Here is a 23,434-nt window from a genome sequence, read left to right on the forward strand (position 1 = left end):
ATTAATCTCATTAGTTTGTTTGAATACTATTCATTCGCAATCTAATGAGATTAATTTATTACAAACAATCCGTTCTATTTCAAACATAGAAAATGTTAAAGGTTTAGCTGTTGAAGTAGATGTTAATACTATTACAGCATCTAAAGAAAAAGATGAAGAAAAACTAAAATATGCTTGGTTTTCAATTCCCGTTTCTTCAGTAAATAAACAATTAGAAACTTCAAAAAATATTGAAGCTAACGTTAAAAATACAAGTAAAGAAGTATTAAAAATAATGCTTTGGATTGTTGCTGATAAAGGTTGGAATGCTGTAGGTAATTCAGTTGAAATTAAACCAAATGAAACAAAAACAGTTTCTTGTAATGTAAGAGCTACTTTTCCAGACGGTACGCCAAGATTAAATCCAACTAACATTCAACAAATTCAATTAATGTTGATGAAAGGTCAGAAAGGTTCATCCTTTGAACTTCAAAATTTGATTGCTAACGGAAATACTTCAAAATTTAAAGAAAACAAAAATAGGTTAGTAGTTCCAAATATGGAATTTTGCAACCCTAAAGCAGGTAAAAGAGTTGCATATAAATTGGATAATTATTCAAATTTATATTCGGTTTTGTATTTACCTAAAAACTACAAATCCAATAAAAAGTATCCTGTGATTGTTGAATTTCCAGGGAATATTTATTACACAGATAAAGTGTATTCTACAGGGAAACCAGAGCAATGTGTAATTGGTTATGGAATGTCTAAAGGTAAAGATGCAATTTGGGTGAGTGTGCCATTTGTAGATTATAAAAAAGATAAAATTGCTGTAAGTGGTTGGGGAAACCCTGATAATACGGCCGATTATACGATGAAAGTTGTAACCGAAATTATTGAAAAATATGGAGGAGATAAAGACAATGTGGTTTTAACCGGATTTTCTAGAGGTGCAATTGCTTGTGGATATATTGGGTTAAGAAATGATACCATTGCTAATTTGTGGAAAGGAATTCATGCTTGTCAACATTATGATGGTGATGGTTGGGGTGGATCAAAATTGGATGAGGCTATTGAACGCTTAAAAAGATTTAAAGGAAAATCATTTTTTCAAACAGATAATATTAGTGGTACAGAACCTAAAAACATGCTTTCAAAAGCAGCTGTAAAAACTACGTTTGTAAATTCAGGTTTAGGTGCGCACGCTTGCGATATGTTTTTAGATAATAGACCGTCAACCTTGGAGTTGAGAAAGTGGTTTAATAATTTAATTTCCAACTAAAATATTCTTATTAAAAGATAAAATAATGAAAAATATAAAACTAATTCAATTTGTAATAATTGCTTTTTTTAGCATCAATTTAATTGGGCAAAACACTATTGATGTTCAAACTAGAAAAAAAGAAAATTTCAATAAAAATTGGAAATTTAAATTAGATGAAAAAGCAACGTATAGTGCTTCTGATTTTGATGATACCAATTGGAGAGAACTAAATTTACCGCACGATTGGAGTGTTGAAGCTGAATTTAGCGAGAATAATTCAGGTAGAAATGCTTGGCTTCCTGGAGGAATTGGATGGTATAGAAAGAGTTTTTCATTAGCAGAAATTGATAAAAATAAGCATATTGAAATTCAGTTTGATGGTGTTTACAGACATTCTCAAATATGGGTAAATGGTAAACATGTTGGAATTCAGTATGATGGTTACACAAGTTTTTATTTTGATATTACACCGTTTGTGCATTTTGATAAAGAGAATGTAATTGTGGTGAAAGTAGATAACTCGGTACAACCAAATTGCCGTTGGTATTCAGGTTCTGGAATTTACAGAAATGTGTGGTTAACTGTTACTGATCCTCTTCACGTAAAAAATTGGGGAACGTATATCACAACACCTCAAGTATTAAAAGAAAAAGCAGTTGTAAATATTAAGACAACTCTAGAAAACTTTAGAAAGTTGCCAAGTAATGCAATAATAAGTACCGAGATATTTAATTCTGAAGGAAAAAAAATCACTTCGAATTCAACGGAGATTAAAGCTGATTTATTAAAAGATTATGAAATAAATCAAAATTTAGAAATTAATGCTCCTAAGCTATGGAGTGTTGCTAGCCCAACTATGTATACGGCTATTACAAATGTGGTTGTTGATGGAAACGTTGTAGATGATTACAAAAGTACATTTGGAATAAGAACTATTCAATTTGATGCTGAAAAAGGATTTTTCTTAAATGGAGAAAATATGAAAATGAAAGGTGTCTGTTTGCATCACGATGCTGGTGTTTTAGGCGCTGCTGTACCAATTGAAGTATGGCAACGTCGTTTAAAAACGTTAAAAGAAATGGGTTGTAATGCTATAAGAACGGCACACAATCCAACGGCTCCAGAATTTATGGATTTATGTGATGAAATGGGATTTTTAGTAATGGATGAGTTTGTTGATAAATGGACCAATCACGGTGATTCTTATATGAAAAAGAATGATCCAAACAATTTCTTTAACCCACAAGGCTTTGCAGATCCTTATTTTGAAATGGAATGGGAAAAGAACTATAGCGAAACTGTTAAACGTGATAGAAACCACCCAAGTGTTATTATTTGGAGCGTTGGAAACGAAAATCATAGTCCGGGCTCAATTCAGCAAAATGTAGGATTAAAAAAATATACATCGTTTGTCCGTTCATTAGATCCAACACGTCCAGTAATTTCTGGAATGGAAAGAGGAAAAGATGATAATCCACATGAAAAAGTTTCAGATATTATTGAATCTTGTTTGTATATGGATTTAATAGCTTTGAACTATGGAGAGCAATGGTGTAAAGAAATTGGAAAACGTAAACCTGGTAAACCATATGTAAGCACAGAAAGTTACGTGTATTTTAATAGTTCACCTGAAAAAAGATTCCCAAATATTGAGCGGTCTCCTTGGTTAGATGTTTTGGATAGCGAACATAATATGGGATTGTTTTTATGGGCAGGAATTGATTATTTAGGGGAATCTAAAAACTTTCCTAGATTAGGAACCGATTGTGCTTTAATGGATATGGCTGGTTTTAGAAAAGAACGTTCGTATTTATATGAAGCTTTTTGGAGTGACAAACCAATGGTTAGAATAGCTGTTTATGAAGGTGATGCAGATGATTTTTCAACCTCTGGAAGATGGGGAACACCACCAATGAATGAGAACTGGAATTTAGAAAAAGGAAAAACTTACGACTTAGTAACGTATACAAATTGTGAATCGGTAAATTTATATTTAAACGGTAAAAAAATAGGTAATAAGAAATTAGCTGATTTTTCAAATTTTATAATGAAATGGAGAAAGATTAAATACCAACCAGGCATTTTAAAAGCTAAAGGTGTTATTGAAGGAAAAGAGGTTTGTGAGTTTAAGTTAAAAACTAGTGGGAAAGCTCATCGTATTGATATTGAGGTGGGTAATGAAGAGGTTTCTAAAGATGGAGTTGTTCAATTTGAAGTTAACATAGTTGATAGACAAGGAAATTTAGTTTATGACTCGTCATTATTGAATTTCAAAATTGAGGGAGGTAAAATATTAGGATTATCTAATGGGAATATGGATGATTTAACTAGTTTTAATAATAAAATTGAAAGAAAAGTCTCAAAAGGAAGGCTTTTAGTAATTGCAAAAGCTAATTCTAACACAAATACTTTAAAATTATCGGTTCAATCGGAAAAATTGAAGCAGAAATCCTATTTAATTGAAGTAAAGTAAACATTAATTTGATAATTAATGCCTTGTTACAAGGTAATACTGCATAAAAGTATTAAGCCTAATAGTTTCTAATAGAGCTATTAGGCTTTTTTGTTCTAGAACCTTAGAATAGCGGAGATGTATTTACTAATAAATACATTTTATTTACTTGTGTGTACACGTTCATGTGCTGAATATGTGAATTTTATAATCGAATTAAAAACCAAATACATATCACTGTGCTCAATTATAAATCTAAATTTTCAAGTCAAATTGTTTCGTCAATTGTGTTTGTATTGCTTGTTGCACTTTCAAGTTGCAAAAGTCAAACTTCAAAACCTAAATTGGTAAATTTCAATTTAGAGATTGCAAAAGACGCTACTCCAGCTGTGCTAGCAAGAGTTATGCAGGCAGCTGAAAAACCTATTTCGGAAATAAAATTTGAAAAAGGAACCTATCATTTTTACCCAGATAGAGGACTTGAATTTTATGTTCATATATCTAATCATAATGATGAAGTTATAAAAACATCTTTTCCTATAAATGGTTTTGATAATTTAACTATTGATGGGCAAGGATCAACATTTATTTTTCACGGTAGAATGATTCCGTTTTTTATTAATGATTCTAAAAATATTACGGTAAAAAATCTTTCTATTGATTGGGCTCAGCCGTTTCATAGTGAAGGAAAAATAGTGGCTCATGATGTTGCAAATCATACTTTTGATATGGAAATTTCTGATGAATATCCATACGACATAAGAAACGGACAATTAATCTTTGTAAAAGAATATTACGAGCATACTTTAGGTCAGGCAATTTTGTTTAACCCTGAAACAAAAGCAATAGCATTTGATACAGAATCTTATACTGGTTTATCTCTTACCGGAAAAAATAAAGTAAGCAGAAATTTAGATAAAATTTCATATAAATATAAAATAGATGTTAGAGACCCAGAGAATTCAAAAATAGGTAAAGAAAACAGCTTAAGGGTAGAAGAATTAAAGCCTGGGCTGGTAAGAATTTATAATCATAAAAAGAAATTACCACCTCTTGGAATGATCTTGGTTTGTAAAGGTAGTCAACACGAAAACAGGCTAGCGCCGGCATTTAGAGTTACACATACTTATGGCTTTAAAGGTACAAATGTAAATATACATCATGCCGGAGGTATGGGTATTATTGCAGAAAATTCTGCAGATTTAATTTTAGATAATTTTAATATAACACCTTCAAATGGAAGGATGGTTTCAACTACAGCAGATGCTACTCACTTTGTAGGTTGTAGAGGTAAGGTTGAATTAAAGAATTGCACATTCAATAATCAATTAGATGATGCTACAAATGTTCATGGTACATATCAAGAAGTTGTAGAGATTTTAAATTCTAAAACTGTAGGTGTTAGAATGGGACATTACCAGCAGCAAGGTTTTGTTATTGGACAGCCTAATGATAATATTGGTTTTGTGCGATTAAGCAAATCGTTTTTCCCGTATGAGCAAAATACCATTAATAAAGTTCAAAAAATAAATAGCAGATATATGTTAATCACTTTTAATAAGGATATACCTGCTAATTTAAAAGTTGGTGATTTAATTGAAAACTTAGATGGTTATCCTGATTTGCTTGTTGAAAATTGTACAATAAGCAGAAATAGAGCAAGAGGATTACTACTTTCTTCACCTAAAAACACTGTAATTAGAAACAATTATTTCCATACTGAAATGGAGGCAATATTAATACCTGTTGAAAGTGGACATTGGTACGAATCTGGAAATGGGGCAAATATTTTAATTGAAAATAACACTTTTCAAGATTGCCAACATAGTGGGTTTAATAGAGGAGTAATTCGTTTTGTTACAGATGATGATAATGAAAACATTGCTTTTAATAATATTACAATAAGCAACAATAAATTTAACCAATTTGACAATTTAATATTAGAGTTGTCTAATACTGATGGGATGAAATTTGTTGGGAATTCAATTACCTTTTCAGGAGCATTTAAACAATTGAATCCTGAAAATCCAGCAATTACAATTAAATCATCTAAAAATATTCTTTTTGAGAATAATAATTACTCTGGAAAGGCGTCAACAATTATAAAGTCAGATGACGAAAAAACACAAGTAAAATTTAATTAATTATAAACTAAACTAAACATTTAACAATGAGTAAAAAATATTTAACATTAAGAAAAGTACTTGATTTAGAATAAAAAAGAATAATATTTTTTCAAATTAGAAAAAATATTTTGGACACTCAACTTTAAAAAGTTAAACAAATTTACAAACTAAATTTAACCAAATGAAAATTAACAAATTAACAAATTACAATAAAGTCATGAGTCGTTATTTTCTCATTACTTTAATTGCGGTATTATTTTGCAATATTGATGCTCAAGCGCAAAAAATTACTGTTCAGGGAACCGTTACCGGTGCCGATGATGGCGGCCCAATTCCGGGTGTAACAGTTTTAATAAAAGGAACAACAAAAGGTGTATCAACCGATTTTGATGGTAAGTATTCTATTGATGCAAATACAGGAGATATCCTTTTATTTAGTTTTTTAGGAATGGCAGACCAATCTATAAAGGTTACAAAAAATATACTTAATGTTAAACTTTCTCCTGATGTTGAAGGATTAGAGGAAGTAGTAGTAATAGGTTATGGAACGGTTAAGAAAAAAGAACTTACCGGTGCTGTAGCTCAAGTAAAATCAGATCAAATTGAGGAGTTTGTAACTCCCGATTTAGCTTCAGCTTTACAAGGGCAAATATCAGGTGTAAATATTGCAGCTTCAAGTGGTGCACCAGGTGAAGAGGCAAGTATTCAAATTAGAGGTATTTCGTCTTTAATAGGGTCTAATGAGCCTTTATATGTTGTTGATGGGGTTGCCCAAAGAGGAAATCCAGGATTAAGTCCAAATGAAATTGAAACAATTGATGTTTTAAAAGATGCGGCTTCTGCTGCAGTTTATGGTACTGAAGGTGCTGGGGGTGTAATTTTAATTACAACCAAAAGAGGACAAGAAGGAAAAATGAGTATTACGGTTAATTCTAAATATGGTATTCAAACTTTAGGCGAGGGGCTAAAATTAATGAATACAAGAGAGGAACTATTTTTTGCTACTACACAGCTAGATAATGGAGCTTCAACATTTTATCCTGGGCCAACAAATTTTCCAGAATGGTTAAACAATGATAATACATTTGATGATTTTGTGTTAGTTAATAACGCTGCCACAAATCAACATACGATTAATGTTGCTGGAGGAACAAAAAATTTCTCATATAATGCTGTTGGTGGATATTTTGATCAAGAAGGAGCTTTAATTAATTCAGGGTTTACAAGAATTAATGGTCGTGCTTCTACAACATATTCTTCCAAGAATTGGAAAGTTAATACAAGTCTTGCATTTACAACGGAAAAAAATCAAAGAGTTGGAGCAGGATTAATTACAAGTGCACAACGTTACTCCCCAACATATCCATTTGTTGATGTAAATTCAGATGTTATATATTCTACAAGTAGTGTTGGTGATGGAGGAGTAAGAACTCCATTAGAAATACTTGCAAGAGCTTTAAAAAGAGAAGATAATAGTTCTAGAGATCGAATTAACGCAAGTTTAAGTGTTACACGTAAAATTAGTGATGCATTTAGTTTTAGTAGTACAATAGGTACAGCTATTACAAATGATTATAGAAATCAATTTTCACCAAAATATACTATTGTATTTTTAAACGGTGACCCGTCAGAAACTGACCCAACAAAAAGTAGTTCAACAGTAACATCTTCAAGAAGTACAAATTTATCATTTGACGGAACTTTAAGATTTAAGAAAAAGTATGGAGATCATAATGTTGGTGCACAAGCAACTTTTGCAATAAAAGAAGAATCTCAAGAAGGTTTTTTAGCAAGTAAACAAGGGGTATTAAATAATTCGGTTTCTGTTTTAGATGGAGCAAGTATAAACCCAGTTGCCGATTCTTTTGAGAACTATAACAGTACTCAAATAGGTATGCTTGGAAGGGTAACTTATGATTTTAGAGGGAAGTATTTATTATCTGCTTTAATTCGTAGAGATGGTTCTTCAAAATTTAGTCCTGAAAATCAATGGGGAGTTTTTCCATCGGTTTCTTTAGGATGGAATGTTTCTGACGAGAATTTTTGGAGTTCTATAAAAGGGACAATAAATAATTTTAAAATAAGAGCAGGTAGAGGAACAGTAGGTAATAATAGATTTAATAATTACGAATACCAAAGTACAATTAGTGCTAATTCTAATTATATATTCGATCCAACAGATGCTTCTTTATCATATGGTGCAGCTATTTATAGTTATGCAAACCCTTTAGTTCAATGGGAAACTAAAACAGAAACCAATGTTGGTTTTGATATGGGATTCATGAAGAATAAATTAACGTTAAGTGTTGATTATTATAACGCAACTAACGAAGATATGTTATTCCCAGTTAGAGTTCCTGGGTCGGCGGGAGCTTATGATGGCGGTTTTGTTAATACTATCTTAAATGTTGGTAATATGGAAAATAAAGGTTTCGAAATTGCAGCAAGATACAGAGCTCAAATTGGTGGGAGTAAATTAAATACAAACTTTACTTTTTCAAGAAACGTGAATAAGGTAACTAGTACTGCAGGACAATCCATAATCTTTAATACGGGATCTAGAATCAATTCACAAGATTTAACTGTATTTGCTGAAGGTTATGAAGCTGGAGCATTTTGGTTATATCAAACAAATGGAGCAATAAATACACCTGAGAGACTAGCGGCTTATCAATTAATTAACCCTGCTGCTAAGATGGGAGACATGGAATATTTAGACTTAAATGATGATGGTAAAATAGATACTGCCGATAGAAAATATTCAGGTAGTGGTGTGCCAGACTTTGAGGCCGGATTAAATTTGACTTGGTATTATAAAGGTTTTGATTTTGGAATGAATTGGTTTGCATCAGTTGGAGCCGAAATTATAAACGGAAACAAAATAGAAGCATATACAAGAGGAAGACATAGAGACTTGATTAATATGTGGTCAGCAGATAATCCAACATCTAATATTCCAATTCTTAGAGATTTTGGAACCAATAATTATGAAACAAACACAAACTATTGGGTTGAAAATGGTGATTATGTTCGTTTAAAATTGGTTACATTAGGTTATACATTGCCAAAAAATACTTTGAATAAAATAGGTGTTTCAAATTTGAGATTATTTTTAACAGCTCAAAACCCAATTACAATCTCTAATTATACAGGATTCGATCCGGAAATTGGAGGGAATGTAGTACGTAGAGGAATAGATTCTTCTAGATATCCTATTTCTGCATTGTATACTTTAGGTTTAAGTTTAAAATTTTAAAAAGTACTAAAAATGAAAAATTATAAAAATTATATTTTAGGCTTGATTGCTTTAGTTGGTACTTTGCAATCTTGTGATCAAGACGCTTATTTGGAGGAAATAAACCCAACAGGGGTTTCTTCTAGTAACTACTGGAAAAATTTAACCGAATCGGAAGAGAATTTAACTTCAGTTTATGGTGGATTATTAAATCAATATCTTTGGAATATTGATAATGAAGCGCTTAGAAGTGATTTAGCATTCCCAAGAGATCGTAATAATCCTATTAATTATGGATATGAATGGCATAGCCAAAATTTTAATAATACCATTTCAACGCATTATTTTAAAAGTTGGAATGCACTTTATAGAGTTATTTGGAGAGCAAACCAGGTAATTGAAGGTTTAAATGGTATGGATGACCAGTTTAAAAGTCAAGAACGTTGGACACATCAAATGGCAGAAGCTAGATTTATGAGAGGTTTAATGCATTTTTATGCACATTCAAACTATAATCAAGGGCAAATAATTATTAGAGATAAAGTACCTTCTAGTTTAGATGAGTATTCAAAACCTCTTTCTACTTCAGAAGAAGCAATTACATTTTTTAGAGAGGATTTAAAATATGCTTATGATAATTTGCCAAATACGCAACCACAAAAAACTAGAGTTACTAAGGGAACAGCGGCAACAGTATTAGGAAAAAGTTATTTATATACTGAAGAGTACGATTTAGCAATTCCATTATTAAAAGATGTTATAGAAGGACCTTACGGTTATAGTTTGTTAACTGGTAATGATGTAAATTTATTATTTACTCATGCAGGAGATTACAACGCTGAATCTATTTTAGAAATAAATTATACCGATCAACATAAAAGATTAGTATTAACACAAGATCAATGGGATGAAGAAGCATATACTACAAGATGGGCAAGATATACCGCTCCAACTAACTTAGGTGGTGGAGGAACCAATTATTTTGTTCCAACAGCGTGGCTTGGATATGCATATTCTAACGAACCAATTAATCCTAATGATAGTAGAAATTATGTAAATGGAGGTAATGAAACTAAAGGAGTTCCTTTACGATGTGCACAAATGATAGCAGTTGTAAATGATACAGAATCAAGTTATTATTTAAGCACTCCAGCTTATGAAAAGGTGAGTTTTTCAGGTACAGTTTTTTCGTACTTTAAAAAATTAACAAATCATGATATTGCTGCAAGTGAAGATGAAACATTAGAAACTTCTTGGGCTTCTGGTAAAAATGTTATAATTTACAGATTAGCAGATGTTTATTTAATGTTAGCCGAATGTTTAATTCAGAAGAATGATATTGATGGCGGATTAAAATATATAAATGCAATTAGAGATAGATGGGGATTATTGCTATTAGGAGCTGATGACGGATCTGGATCTTATGATGACATAACTTATACGCAAGAAAGTTTAATGACTCATCTAATGCATACTGAAAGACCTTTAGAAATAGGGTTAGAAGGATTTGCGGAGAGAGCTATTGACTTACGTAGATGGGGAGTTACAAAACAACGTTTTGAAGAATTAGCGGCGAGCGAGTATAATTTAGTTACTTATAGTTATACAAAAGCTGACGGTACAACTGGTAACGGAAGTTTAATTCAAAAAGGTCCAACTGCAAATACAAGACTTGATTTAAATAAAGAGTTTGATGATGCAGCTGTAAACTTTATAGAGTCGTTGCACGCGTATTTACCGCTTCCAACAGACGAAGTATTATATAACCAAGAAGTAAACTAAAAAAGACAATTATGAAGACAAAAATAAAAATACTAACAATGTTATTGTTATGCAGTTTTGTATTTACAATAGGTTGTACAGAAGATGATGTAGCTCTGTCAGAAGATTATATAGGTGTAAATGATAACTTTTCTAGTTTTAAATGGTACACAAGTGGATCTAGAACAACTTACAATGTAAGTGAAAAATATATAAATTTAAATTCATATGTTGCGTTTTATGATATATCACAAAATGCAATAGCACATGAATGGACAATTCCAGCTTCAGGAAAATTTTTAAGTAAAGAATTTACAGAGTCAGATTCTATTTATACAGATTTTATATTGCCAACAGAATCATTAATTTCAAATGACAATTTAATTAACGTGCTTTTTACAGAGGCAGGAATCAAAGAAGTAAAATTAGTTGATACTTTTAAGGATTCTGTTACAGATGCTGTTAGAGTACAAGATTATTGGCAAGTAGAGAAAATATTTACTATTGATGTATTTGCAAATACAAATCCAGCTTGTAAAGTTTACAAGTTTGATTATAGTGTTGATCCTGATAATCCAACAATGGTAGAGGTTCTTAATTTAACTTCTGCTGAAATGCCATCTGAAGAAGATCAAGCTTCTTGGCCTACAGTTTCTATTGAGGCTGGTGAAGAATTGGTATATGAAGATCATTCAACCGAAGGAAGACCAACGGCAAGAAAATGGTTTTTAGATGGCGGAAAACCAGATGTTAGTGGACAAGAAATGGCAACTATTAAGTATAATAAATTAGGGGATTTTACGGCATATATGCAATCTTCAAGATCTGGGGGTGACACAATCCCTTCCTATTCTAGTACTAAATTAATTCCATTAAATATTAAAGTATTACCTTCAACTAAACCATTTGAAATAACAGGAAATGCAACGTTAGAAAATGGAGTAATTTCATTTGCAGTAACTGGTGAAGCAGTTGAGGCAATAAATCAAAAGGATTTCTTTACAGTACATGTAACAAATGAAGCAGCTGGATTTGATCAAAATATTGCAATTGAATCTGTTTCCATTAACAGTTCTGATGCTACAATTATTAATGTTGCCTTAGCCGAACCAACATACAATACTGATGAAATTAAAATTTCTTTTTCAGGAGGTAATATTGTTTCTGTAGATTCTAGGGTATTACAAGATTTTGATGCAACAACTGTTAAATTTAGTTTAGGAGATAACATTCTAAGCTCAAGTTGGAGTAGCTTTGAAGATTCTTCTACAAACTGGAAATCTGGATTTTTAACTGGTTTTTGGGTTGGAAATTCAAATGACGATAATGGATCAACAGTAGATCCAATATTTAAGCAATCAGATGAACAAGCTTTTGAAGGTAATTTTAGTGCAAGATATAAATTTGATTTATCTAAGAATATGACCTTGCAAGGAAGTAATTTCTCTAAACCAAATGGAGTGGCAGAAGGAACATATAAAGTTTCTTACATGGTTTATTTAGAACCAGGTAATACCTTGAAAAAGTTTAAAAGTGCTATTCAATCTCCATTTCAATTAATTGAATGGGATCTTGAGAGTTTACCTAGAGGAGAATGGATAGAAATAAGTCAAGTGGTGACAACAGGTGCTGTGCCATCGGGTAAACGATTTGATATTAAAATTGATGTTGGGGATAATCCGGGAGTTTCGGGAGAGCAAATTATTTATTTTGATAATATAAGTTGGATACCTTTAGTGCCAAGAACATAATTTAATTAATAATGAGTTTGATTATAAATCAAACTCATTATTATAGTAAATGTTAAAGTTAAAAGTCTGTAGTTTTGAAGAATAAATCTCTAACTTCAGGCTTTTTAATATTTAAAAAGATTATAAAATGAAAACAACTTCAATACTTAATTATTTAACAGCCATTTTAATAGTAGGAGTTCTTTTTACTTCGTGTACTAATGAAACTAAAAATAAGGGTTTTGTAAAATTACATAATGGAAAAAATTGGGATGGTTGGTATTTTAAAATTAGAAGTGGTGATGATGAAATGGCAAAAAAAGTTTACTCTATAGAGAATGAAATGGTTCATGTGTTTAATGATCAGTTTCCAGATTCTATTAAATTAAATACAGGAGAAAACGATACACACGGATTATTTTATACAAAAAAGAAGTATAGCAAGTTTATATTGAAATTTGAATATAAATGGGGTTCTAAAATTGCTAATAATTTTGATAAATATCAATATGATGCAGGCTGTTATTACCACGTGTTTGATGATAAAATTTGGCCAAAAGGGATTGAATATCAAGTAAGGTATAATCACGTAACAAATAAAAATCATACTGGCGATTTTTGGGCTGGTAATTTATTGCAATGGTATACTGCCGAAGGCGGAAACACTTTTTTGCATCCAAATAAAGGAGGAATTCTCCAACCTATGAAAAATGGGGAGCATTTAGCTTCAAAACCAACTAACTTTAATGCTTTAAATGATAAATGGAATGAATGTGAAGTTATTGTAATGGGTAATAAATACTGTATTCATAAGTTAAACGGCGAAATAGTAAATATGGGTGTAAACTTGAAAGTTAGTGAAGGTGTTATAGGATTTCAATCAGAAACAGCAGAAATATTTTACAGAAATATTGAAATTAAAGAATTTGATAAAGAACTTCCAATAGAAGATTTTTTGAATTAAAAAAAGCGAAAATAAATTAAAAAATAATGAGAAAATTAGCAGTTGTAATTTTTGGAATGCTTTTAGTAGTTTCTTGTGGAAAAATAAAGAAACAAGAAGCTTCAATTAAACAAGAAACTCAAAAACCAAATATTATATATATTTTGGCAGACGATTTAGGTTATGGCGATTTAAGTAGCTATGGTCAAAAACATTTTGAAACTCCAAATATTGATAAGTTAGCTTCAAAAGGAATGAAGTTTTTACAACATTATAGTGGAGCTTCAGTATGTGCCCCTTCTCGATCTTCTTTAATGACCGGGCAGCATACAGGACATACTCCAATTAGAGGAAATAGAGAGTTGGAGGATGAAGGTCAAACACCATTACCAGCTACTTCGCTCACAATAGCTGAAGTTATGAAATTAGCAGGTTATAAAACTGGTGCATTTGGAAAATGGGGATTAGGTTTTATTGATTCGGAAGGCGACCCAAATAATCAAGGTTTTGATGAGTTTTATGGATATAACTGTCAACGTTTGGCACATCGATATTATCCGCCATACTTATGGGAAAACAAGAATAAGGTATTACTTAAAGGAAATGATTGGACGAAAACGGAAACTTATGCTCCGGATAAAATTCAAGAAGCAACCCTTAAATTTATTGAAGAGAATAAAGAGAAACCATTTTTTGCATATGTACCACTGGTATTACCACATGCAGAGCTCATTTCTCCTAATGATTCTATTTTTAATAAATATAAAGGAAAATTTGAAGAAACACCACTTACAAGTGATGCTAGATATACATCAGATTATGGTCCAGATATAATTCATAAAGAATATTGCCCACAGGAAACACCACATGCGGCATTTGCTTCAATGGTTGATAGATTAGACGTGTATGTAGGACAAATTATGGATAAAGTTGAGGAATTAGGAATTGCAGATAATACTATTATAATGTTTGCTAGTGATAACGGACCACATGCTGAAGGTGGTGCAGATCCAGAATTTTTTAATAGTGGTGGTGATTTACGTGGAATTAAACGCGATCTATACGAAGGTGGAATTCGAACTCCGTTTATAGCAGTTTGGCCAAATAAAATTAAAGCTGCGTCTACTTCAAATCATGTTTCAGCATTTTGGGATGTGTTGCCAACAATTGCTGATATTGTTGATGTAAAAATAAACAACCAAATTGATGGAATTTCATTTTTACCAACACTTTTAGATACAAAAAGTCAAAAAGAACATAACTATCTATATTGGGAATTTAATATTAAATCGGGTAGAAAAGCAATTAGAAAAGGTAATTGGAAAGGAGTTTGGTACAAAATTAATGGAAAAAAACAAGGCGAGTTTGAATTGTATAATTTAGAAACAGACTTACCGGAAGAAAATAATATAGCAAATAATCACCCAGAAATTGTAGAAGAACTAAAACAATTGATGTCTGAAGCAAGTATTCCTTCAGAATTATTTCCTTTTTAAATGATTTATTAAATAATATGAAAATGAAGTTTTTTTTGATTTCGCTAGCGGTTGTTTTTTTAGGTTTTCAACCCATTTATGGGCAATTGGAGCAATCAGCAAGAGATAAAATTACAATCTTGGAATCTTTAATTTCCAAAGCAGAATTAGCAGGCATTGATACTGCCAAAGAACGAATGACTATTCGAACGGCTGAGGTCTTTCTTAAATATGCAAACTGGGATGAAGCCAATATAGATAAGAACATAAATTACTTTAAAGAAGTTCATATTTATAAAGATAATGCAGCTCAAATGGCAGCAGATTTGCCAGATTTTGAAAGAAATGAAATTATTTTAATGTTAGATGAATCTATTGCTTATATAAATAAGTTAATCGATGGTGAAGTAACAAGAACTCCAAGCCCAAATATAGACTGGGCAAAAGTTGAAATTTCGGGAAATAAAGTTCTTTTTGAAGGAAAACCAGTTTTTTTAGAAGACTATACATGGAAGCCGAGTATTCCAGAATTAACAGAATATTTTGGGGATAAAGATGGTGTTTTTATGACTCCAACTCATTTGACGAATGAGCAAGGTGATTTAAAATCGACATTAATATCAGAAATTCAAGGAAAGACGGATGGCGGTACATTTGGAAGTATATTTTTAAATCACAAAAATGTTCCGAATTGGGCAGAAACCAAATATGGACCGGGGTTTAAAATGAGAGAAGATACGTATACCGCTTATGACATTGATAATCCTGGAGCAAAAGAAATGCAAGGATTATTGTTGGGAGGTACAGTTCCACAAATGGCTGGGAAAAAGTATGCGGAACTTGGATATATGTTAGCAAACGAGCCGCATTTTATAACAACTAAAGATGGAACTAAAAATGTTTGGGCAACCGGACCAGTATCTAATTTTACTATAGAGAAATTTAAAATTTGGTTGCAATCTAAACACAATTCTATTGAAGATTTAAATACACTTTGGGGAACAAATTTTACATCATTTAATAATGTTTCAATAGATATTCCCATTGAAATATCGTTGAGAGGAACCCCAATGTGGTACGATTGGCAACGTTTTAATATGGATCGAGTAACCGATTGGTTTTTATTTCTTAAAAATGAAATTCAAAAGCACGATCCAACTGCTAAAACACATATTAAGCTTATCCCTAAAATGTGGAGCGGAAATTCTAGAGATTATGGATTGGATTTTGAAGCTCTAATGTCTCAAAGTGAAATTATTGGGAATGATGCAGGAGCACATAATAACTATATGTGGGGATCAACTGAAGAATGGGAAAGTCGTTATAATTTTGAATGGAGAGAGCTTGCAATGGCGTACGATTTTTTTAAATCCATAAGCCCTAATAAAATTAATTATAATTCTGAAGGACACTTTTTATCAACAACAAAATCAAGAGATTTATATCAAAAAGCATCTTATGCAAGAATGACCTATTGGTTAGCTCATATTCAAGGAATGAACGTAATTCAAACTTGGTATTGGTCTAGAAGGGAAGATGGTTCGGTTAGAAATAGTTCGGACAAAGGATATGCAGGTTCTAACAATCAGCAACCTAGAGTTGTGCAATCTGTGGCATCAACAATGATGGATCTAAATGCATTTTCTAAAGATATTACAGCATTGCAAAATTTAAGAAAACCAATTAGAATATTTTATTCAGAAGCATCAGCATTAAATAAACAACACCATATGGATGAAGTTTTTGAATTGTATGAATCTTTATATTTTGAAGGAATTTCTTTGGGGTTTGCAACTGAAAATATTATAAAAAATCAGAATAATTCGTTATGGGATGTAATTCTAGTCAATAATACAGAATTTGTTACGTTAAACGAACTTAATAGCCTGCAACAATATTTAAATGATGGAGGAACCATTATTTTAGACTCACAAAGTTTAGTGAAGGATGAATATGGAAGATTGCATAATATAAGTTTAAATACCAACAATGGCGGAACAATAATTTCAGCTTCGAATTCGGCTGATGTTACGAGTAAGACTTTGGATTTAATGGAGGTTAAAAACAGAATTCCACAAATTAGCTTAATTGAAACCAACGATTTAAATTTAAAAGGTTGCACTTGGAGAACATATATAAACGGTGATGGAAACCATGTAGTTTCTTTAGTAAATATTGGAAAAGGTGAGGCTACAATAAATTTAAAAATTAAAGGGGTTTCAAATTCGTTGTTAACAAATTTAATTACAAATGAAGTAATAAAATCTCCGTTTGTAATGAAACCAGAAGACGTGTTATTGATTGGTGTTACGGAAGCAGATTCAGATTTTAAAAACTATAAAATAAAAACAATTGGAGAAACATGTAAAGGTAAAAACAACGGAAGAGTAGCTATTTCAATTAACGATTCAGGAGAGTTTACAGCTAATTTAAATGGAGTAAAAAAAACATTTTCAAATGAAGTGGTTTTTGAAAATATAGAGCCCGGCTCTTATGAGTTATGTATAAATTCAGAAGGTAGTATTGAACAATGTTATAAGGTTACCATTGAAGAAGCTGTTGAAATTTCGGGTAAAATTAATATGTTGGAGCATCAAGCATTTATTGAAGTGCATAAAGGCACACCTCCTTTTGAAGTTAGCGTAAATGATAAGAAGGTTTTAAAAACTTCCTTAAAAAAGTTTTATGTAGAGGCTAAAAAAGGTGATTTAGTTTCAGTGAAATCTAATTTAGTATGTGAAGGAGAATTTAGAGATTATATTGTTCGGGCTAGTCCTAATCCTACAAGTGGTTTTATAGAAATACCAATTCTTACTGAAAAAGAAACTATATTGGTAGAATTGTATAATGCACAATCTCAAAGGTTTTTTAAAAAACCATTTAAAGTAATAAACGGAAAAATAAATGTGGATCTTACAAATTATCCAACAGGTTTATATTTTGTAAAAATTCAGATTGAAAATGAAACGTTAAAAACACTAAAAGTTTTAAAGGAATAGTTTTTATGTTTGCTTAAATATCAACATTAGCTTTACTACTTTTAAGTTAAATACTTTACATTATATTTGTTGAAATAAATTAGGGTAAAACATATCTTTAGCAAATAAAATAAAGAGTTAATGAAAGGAGTAGTAACAAAGTCTACTGGAAGTTGGTATACCGTTATTGACGAAGAAAATAATAGTATTGATTGCCGATTAAAAGGAAAGTTTAGAATTAAAGGAATCAAAAGCACCAATCCGGTTGCAGTTGGTGATTTTGTGAAATTCGAGTATGAAGAAGGGAAAGAAACAGGTGTAATAAATAAAATATTTGATCGAAAGAACTACATCATTCGTAAATCTGTAAATCTTTCAAAACAAACACATATTATTGCCGCTAATATTGACATTGCTTTTTTATTGGTTACCATTGATAATCCTCCAACTTTTACCGGCTTTATCGATCGATTTTTAGCTACTGCAGAAGCCTATAATATTAAATCTGTTTTACTTTTTAATAAACTAGACATGTATACAGATGATGAGTTGGAAAAACTTGCCATGTTAGATGAAATATATTCTGAGATTGGGTATAAATGTATTCCAATTTCTGCAACTAAAGGAATTGGAATTGATGAAGTTAAAGAATTAATGAAAGATAAGACTACCATGTTTTCTGGTCATTCAGGTGTTGGTAAATCTACCTTAATAAATGCAATTGAACCTTCATTAAATTTAAAAACAAAAGAGGTTTCTAAGCAGCATAAGCAGGGTATGCATACCACAACCTTCGCCGAAATGTTTGCCCTGAGTTTTGGAGGTTTTATAATTGATACACCAGGAATAAAAGGTTTTGGTGTGGTTGATTTTGAACCAAATCAAATTACAGATTATTTTCCTGAATTTTTCAAATTAAAATCGAAATGTAAATTTAACAACTGTATGCATATTAACGAGCCAAAATGTGCAATAAAAGAGGCTGTGGAAGCAGGTGATATTGCCTATTCTCGTTATACAAGTTATTTACAAATGGTAGAGGGAGATGAAGAACATTATAGAGTAGATATTTATAGCTAAAATATGAAAGCGGTAATTCAAAGAGTATCGGAAGCTTCTGTTACTATTAATAAGAAAGTGGTAAGCAAAATAAATGAAGGAATACTAATTTTAATTGGTATTGTAGCCGAAGATTCAATAGAAGATATTGAATGGTTAACCAAAAAAATAGTAAATCTTCGAATTTTTAATGATGAAAACGACATTATGAATAAATCATTAATTGATGTTGTTGGAGATGCTATTGTGGTAAGCCAGTTTACGCTACAAGCAAGCACAAAAAAAGGAAATAGACCTTCGTACATAAAAGCGGCAAAACCAGATGTTGCTATTCCTTTGTATGAACAATTTGTAACTATTTTAGAGAATAAACTTAATAAAAAGGTTGGAACTGGTGAATTTGGAGCCGACATGAAAGTTTCACTAATTAATGATGGACCAGTAACTATTATTATAGATTCTAAGCAGAGAATTTAAAACTTTGTTAATGAAATATTAAGTAACAAATTTATAATTTTGTTATTTTTGTAGAAAATTAACGCTATGAAATTCCCCATTAAATTTGCTATGGTAGCTTTGCTGCTGTATTCAACGGTTGCGTACACACAAGATTACAATTTTGATACTTCTAAAATACCAGAAAAATTAGTAAAAAATGCAAATTCTATAATTAGATTTGAAAATGTTGCTATTGATATAAAATCTCAAAAAGAGATGATAATTAAAATTGAAAAAGCAATTACAATTTATAATAAGTTAGCAAGTAATTATGAAGATATTATAATTTTTCATGATAAAGGAACAGTTATAAAGAGTGTTAAGGCATATGTATATAATTCAGAAGGAAAGGAGATTAAGAAAATAAAGAAAAGCGATTTAAATGATTACAGTGCTTCAGGAACTAACCTCTATACTGATAATAGAGTGTTGTATTATAATTATGTACCAACAACATATCCATTTACAATACATTATAGCTACGAAATTAAAACATCAAACACAGCATTTATAAACCCTTGGTTACCTATTGAATCATATAGACAAAGTGTTCAAAAATCTGTTTATAGTTTAAAATATCCTTCAAATATAAACATCCGAAAATCGGAGAGAAACTTTACCAATTACAACATTGAAGTTGCAAAAGAAACTAACAAAATATCATATAAATTAGAGAATATTGCAGCGGTTGAATTAGAGCCCTATGCTCCTCCGTTTAAAAATTTCATGCCTAATGTTAAATTTGGAGTTAATAAGTTTAATCTTGAGGGAATTAATGGAGAAGCAAATAATTGGGAAGAATTTGGTAAATGGTATTATGAAAATTTGCTTCAAAGTACCTTTGATTTGCCTGAAGTTACAAAACAAGAAGTTAAAAATTTAACTGAAAATACAAATAGTCCAATTGAAAAGGCTAAGATTATTTATAACTATGTTCAAGATAAAGTACGATATATAAGTGTTCAGGTTGGTATTGGAGGTTTTAAGCCAATGTTGGCAAGTGAAGTAGATGATTTGAGTTATGGAGATTGTAAAGCATTATCTAATTATACTAAAACGTTATTAGACGCTGTTGGAGTTGAGTCAAATTACACCGTAATTTATGGAGGTCCAGAAAAAAGAAATATCGACAACGAATTTTTATCGGTACAAGGAAATCATGTTATATTAAATATTCCAACAAAAAAAGGAGATTTATGGTTAGAGTGCACCAGTCAAAAAACACCTTTTGCCGATATAGGTGGTTTTACAGACGATAGAGATGCGTTAGTTATTACACCAGAAGGTGGGAAAATAAAACATACAAGAATTTATAAAGACTCCGAAAATTATAAAAAAATAAGTGGAAAATACGTTCTAAATAATGAAGGTTCAATAAAAGCTGACATAAACATGATTTCTTCAGGTACACAATTTGTTAACCATTTGAGTTACGAAGGAAAAACAGAAAAGGAACTTGATAAATTGTATAAAGAATTTTGGAGCAATATAAATAATGTAACTATTGAAAATATTGCTATAAGAAACAATAAAAAAATAGGGGAATTTGAAGAATCGGTAAAATTTGGAGCAGAAAATTATGGGGTAATTACCGGAGAACGAATGATTTTCCCTATCAATGCTTTTAATGTAACAAATAATATTCCTAAACGTATTAATAACCGAAAAATGCCTATTGAAGTAGCTAGAGGTTTTTTAAATATTGATGAAGTAGAAGTTGAACTTCCTATAAATTATGAGATTGAAACAATTTCTAATGATTATGAAATTGAATGTGAGTTTGGAATTTATAAATTATCCATTGAAAAATTATCAGAAAGTAAATTAAAATATAAGAGGGAGTTTCTTTTTAAAAATGGATTGTATCCGAAAGAATATTATGATGAGTATCGAGAATTTTGGAGAAAAATAGCGAAAAATGATAAATCAAAAATAGTTTTAATTAAAAAAAATATATGAAAAAGATTCTATTAGTAATACTTGCAATGGCATTTATTAAAATAGGTTATAGTCAAGATTATAAATTTGGGAAAGTTTCAAAAAAGGAATTAGAAGAACAATTTTACCCTTTAGATTCATTGGCTAATGCCGCATATTTATATAAAAAAAGAAGAAGATATGTACGGTTGGAAGCAAGACAATTAAAACTCATTACCAATGTTCATGTAAGACTAAAAGTTTATAAAAAAGAAGGGTTTAATTGGTCTACCATAAATATTAATTTATTGGGGCAAGGAGCTCATACTAGTGAAAATGCATACAAATTTAAAGCAGCAACATATAATTTAGTTAATGGAGTTGTTGAAAAAACTAAATTGGACAAAAAAGATATTTTTTTAGAACAGAAAAGTGATTTTTTAAAGGTGAAAAAATTCACGATGCCCAATGTAAAAGAAGGATCTGTATTAGAATGGACATATGAAATTCAATCGCCATATATTTCCAATATGGATGATATTTTAGTACAACACAAAATTCCTGTTAAAAAATTAGAAGAAAAAGTAGAGTTGTTAGGTTGGTTCAATTTTAATAAACGTCAAAAAGGTTATTATCCATTTAAAATTCATCAATCAACAAAAACCAATCCTTCTTTTCAAATAGCCAATCAAGTAATTGAAGTTTTAGAAGAGAATATTCCAGCATTAAAATCAGAGCCCTATGTTAACAACATGAGTAATTATGCTGCAGCTCTACAATTTGAAGTAGCATCAATACAAGCTCCAGACATTAATATGTTTCAAAATTTTGCAACAAGTTGGGAGGAAATAGCCAAGAATGCTTTAAAAAGTCCTTCCTTTGGAGAACAACTAAATAATACAGAACATTTAGAGGATGACTTAAAAAAATTAAAGTTAGAATTAACAACTACTTCAGCCAAGATAATTGCAGCATTAGAATATGTGAAGAGTAAAATTAAGTGGAATGGTAACTTTGGTCAATATTGTGAGAAAGGAATAAAAAAAGCATTTACCGAAGGGGCAGGAAATGTTGCAGATATAAATTTAACACTTGTTGCAGTTTTAAGAGAGTTAGGTTTAACGGCATATCCGGTTTTAACAAGTACTAGAAGTAACGGAATTCCACTTGTGCCAACGGTTAAAGGGTTTAATTACGTAGTTGTAGTTGTTAACACCATTGAAGGAAAAGTATTATTGGATGCTTCCGAAAAATATAGTTTACCAAATGTACTACCATTACGAGCTTTAAATTGGAAGGGTACAATTGTTAGTAATAATACAAATGTAGATTTTGTAGATTTAACCTCACCAATTATATCAAATGTAGAATATAATATTAATTATAAAATTGACGAGAAAGGATTTATTGAAGGAATGAATCGTAAGAAATATGAAAATCTAAAAGCTATTAATTATAGAAATGAAAAAAGTAATTTAGATGAAAATGAATTAATTAGTACAATTGAACAAGATTATAATGATATTAAAATATTAGATTTTCGTTTATTAAATTTAGATAAAATTTCACTTCCTATAATTGAGATGTATAAGTTTGAGAAAGAAGAGGGAGTAGAATTTATAGGTGATAAAATGTATTTTACGCCAATGTTGTTTGCAGCCATAAATGAAAACCCTTTTAAATTGGAAGAGAGAGAATACCCAATAGATTTTGGAACTCCTTGGCAAAAAAAAATAACCTCAATTATTGAAATTCCCAAAGATTATAAAATAGAATCTTTACCTGAAGATATTGCTGTTGGTATGCGTGAAGAACTAGGTGAGTTTATATATTCTATTAAAACGGATGGAAATAAAATTATACTTCAAGCTTTGATTAAAATAAATAAAGGTCTTGTTACGGCAAATTTTTATCAAGAAATTAAAAGTTTTTATAAAATGATTGTCGATAAAAGTACGGAAAAGATTATACTAACAAATAAGCAGCATATTCGTTAAAATAATCATAAATTAGAGCA

General features: G+C 30.6%; 13 protein-coding genes. All 13 read left to right on the forward strand.

What is annotated here, in order from left to right:
* Window positions 1–19: 19 nt before the first annotated feature.
* The 13 genes from Q0776_RS05500 to Q0776_RS05560 all read left to right on the forward strand — a co-directional run bounded on the left by Q0776_RS05500 (window position 20) and on the right by Q0776_RS05560 (window position 23,414).
* Window positions 20–1,261, forward strand: a complete 1,242-nt coding sequence (locus Q0776_RS05500; protein WP_298365833.1) for a hypothetical protein — start codon at window positions 20–22, stop codon at window positions 1,259–1,261.
* Window positions 1,262–1,286: 25 nt separating this feature from the next.
* Complete coding sequence (locus Q0776_RS05505) at window positions 1,287–3,716, forward strand: glycoside hydrolase family 2 TIM barrel-domain containing protein (protein ID WP_298365835.1); 2,430 nt, start codon at window positions 1,287–1,289, stop codon at window positions 3,714–3,716.
* Between the two features lie 218 nt (window positions 3,717–3,934).
* Entirely contained in the window at window positions 3,935–5,839 is a 1,905-nt protein-coding gene (locus Q0776_RS05510) for a right-handed parallel beta-helix repeat-containing protein (RefSeq protein WP_298365837.1), read from the forward strand.
* A 163-nt stretch (window positions 5,840–6,002) separates the two neighbouring features.
* A complete protein-coding gene (locus Q0776_RS05515) occupies window positions 6,003–9,077 on the forward strand; it encodes a TonB-dependent receptor (RefSeq protein WP_298365839.1) in 3,075 nt (1,024 codons plus the stop codon).
* 12 nt (window positions 9,078–9,089) lie between these two features.
* Window positions 9,090–10,838: a RagB/SusD family nutrient uptake outer membrane protein gene (locus tag Q0776_RS05520; protein WP_298365841.1), complete on the forward strand. Its 1,749-nt coding sequence runs from the start codon at window positions 9,090–9,092 to the stop codon at window positions 10,836–10,838.
* A gap of 11 nt (window positions 10,839–10,849) precedes the next feature.
* The gene (locus Q0776_RS05525) at window positions 10,850–12,568 is read left to right on the forward strand and encodes a hypothetical protein (RefSeq protein WP_298365843.1); all 1,719 of its coding nucleotides are present in this window, start codon (window positions 10,850–10,852) and stop codon (window positions 12,566–12,568) included.
* A 127-nt stretch (window positions 12,569–12,695) separates the two neighbouring features.
* Window positions 12,696–13,511: a DUF1080 domain-containing protein gene (locus Q0776_RS05530; protein ID WP_298365845.1), complete on the forward strand. Its 816-nt coding sequence runs from the start codon at window positions 12,696–12,698 to the stop codon at window positions 13,509–13,511.
* Window positions 13,512–13,537: 26 nt separating this feature from the next.
* Entirely contained in the window at window positions 13,538–14,986 is a 1,449-nt protein-coding gene (locus Q0776_RS05535; RefSeq protein ID WP_298365847.1) for an arylsulfatase, read from the forward strand.
* 23 nt (window positions 14,987–15,009) lie between these two features.
* A complete protein-coding gene (locus tag Q0776_RS05540; RefSeq protein WP_298365849.1) occupies window positions 15,010–17,964 on the forward strand; it encodes a beta-galactosidase in 2,955 nt (984 codons plus the stop codon).
* Window positions 17,965–18,084: 120 nt separating this feature from the next.
* Window positions 18,085–19,023, forward strand: a complete 939-nt coding sequence (gene rsgA, locus Q0776_RS05545; protein WP_298365852.1) for a ribosome small subunit-dependent GTPase A — start codon at window positions 18,085–18,087, stop codon at window positions 19,021–19,023.
* Window positions 19,024–19,026: 3 nt separating this feature from the next.
* Window positions 19,027–19,479 (forward strand): D-aminoacyl-tRNA deacylase, encoded by a 453-nt coding sequence (dtd, locus tag Q0776_RS05550; RefSeq protein ID WP_298365855.1) that lies wholly within the window; start codon window positions 19,027–19,029, stop codon window positions 19,477–19,479.
* Between the two features lie 66 nt (window positions 19,480–19,545).
* On the forward strand, window positions 19,546–21,459 hold the full coding sequence (locus Q0776_RS05555; RefSeq protein ID WP_298365856.1) for a DUF3857 domain-containing protein: 1,914 nt from the start codon (window positions 19,546–19,548) through the stop codon (window positions 21,457–21,459).
* Window positions 21,456–23,414, forward strand: a complete 1,959-nt coding sequence (locus Q0776_RS05560; RefSeq protein ID WP_298365857.1) for a hypothetical protein — start codon at window positions 21,456–21,458, stop codon at window positions 23,412–23,414. The genes Q0776_RS05555 and Q0776_RS05560 overlap by 4 nt, the downstream gene beginning before the upstream one ends.
* Window positions 23,415–23,434: the final 20 nt, after the last annotated feature.

This window comes from uncultured Lutibacter sp., from assembly GCF_947495725.1.
GTDB lineage: Bacteria > Bacteroidota > Bacteroidia > Flavobacteriales > Flavobacteriaceae > Lutibacter.

Bases quoted from the DNA above. Each gene is read 5' to 3' on its own strand.
- Q0776_RS05505 (WP_298365835.1), top strand. From the start codon at position 1,287: ATGAAAAATATAAAACTAATTCAATTTGTAATAATTGCTTTTTTTAGC.
- Q0776_RS05515 (WP_298365839.1), top strand. From the start codon at position 6,003: ATGAAAATTAACAAATTAACAAATTACAATAAAGTCATGAGTCGTTAT.
- Q0776_RS05520 (WP_298365841.1), top strand. From the start codon at position 9,090: ATGAAAAATTATAAAAATTATATTTTAGGCTTGATTGCTTTAGTTGGT.
- Q0776_RS05525 (WP_298365843.1), top strand. From the start codon at position 10,850: ATGAAGACAAAAATAAAAATACTAACAATGTTATTGTTATGCAGTTTT.
- Q0776_RS05530 (WP_298365845.1), top strand. From the start codon at position 12,696: ATGAAAACAACTTCAATACTTAATTATTTAACAGCCATTTTAATAGTA.
- Q0776_RS05535 (WP_298365847.1), top strand. From the start codon at position 13,538: ATGAGAAAATTAGCAGTTGTAATTTTTGGAATGCTTTTAGTAGTTTCT.
- Q0776_RS05540 (WP_298365849.1), top strand. From the start codon at position 15,010: ATGAAGTTTTTTTTGATTTCGCTAGCGGTTGTTTTTTTAGGTTTTCAA.
- rsgA (WP_298365852.1), top strand. From the start codon at position 18,085: ATGAAAGGAGTAGTAACAAAGTCTACTGGAAGTTGGTATACCGTTATT.
- dtd (WP_298365855.1), top strand. From the start codon at position 19,027: ATGAAAGCGGTAATTCAAAGAGTATCGGAAGCTTCTGTTACTATTAAT.
- Q0776_RS05555 (WP_298365856.1), top strand. From the start codon at position 19,546: ATGAAATTCCCCATTAAATTTGCTATGGTAGCTTTGCTGCTGTATTCA.
- Q0776_RS05560 (WP_298365857.1), top strand. From the start codon at position 21,456: ATGAAAAAGATTCTATTAGTAATACTTGCAATGGCATTTATTAAAATA.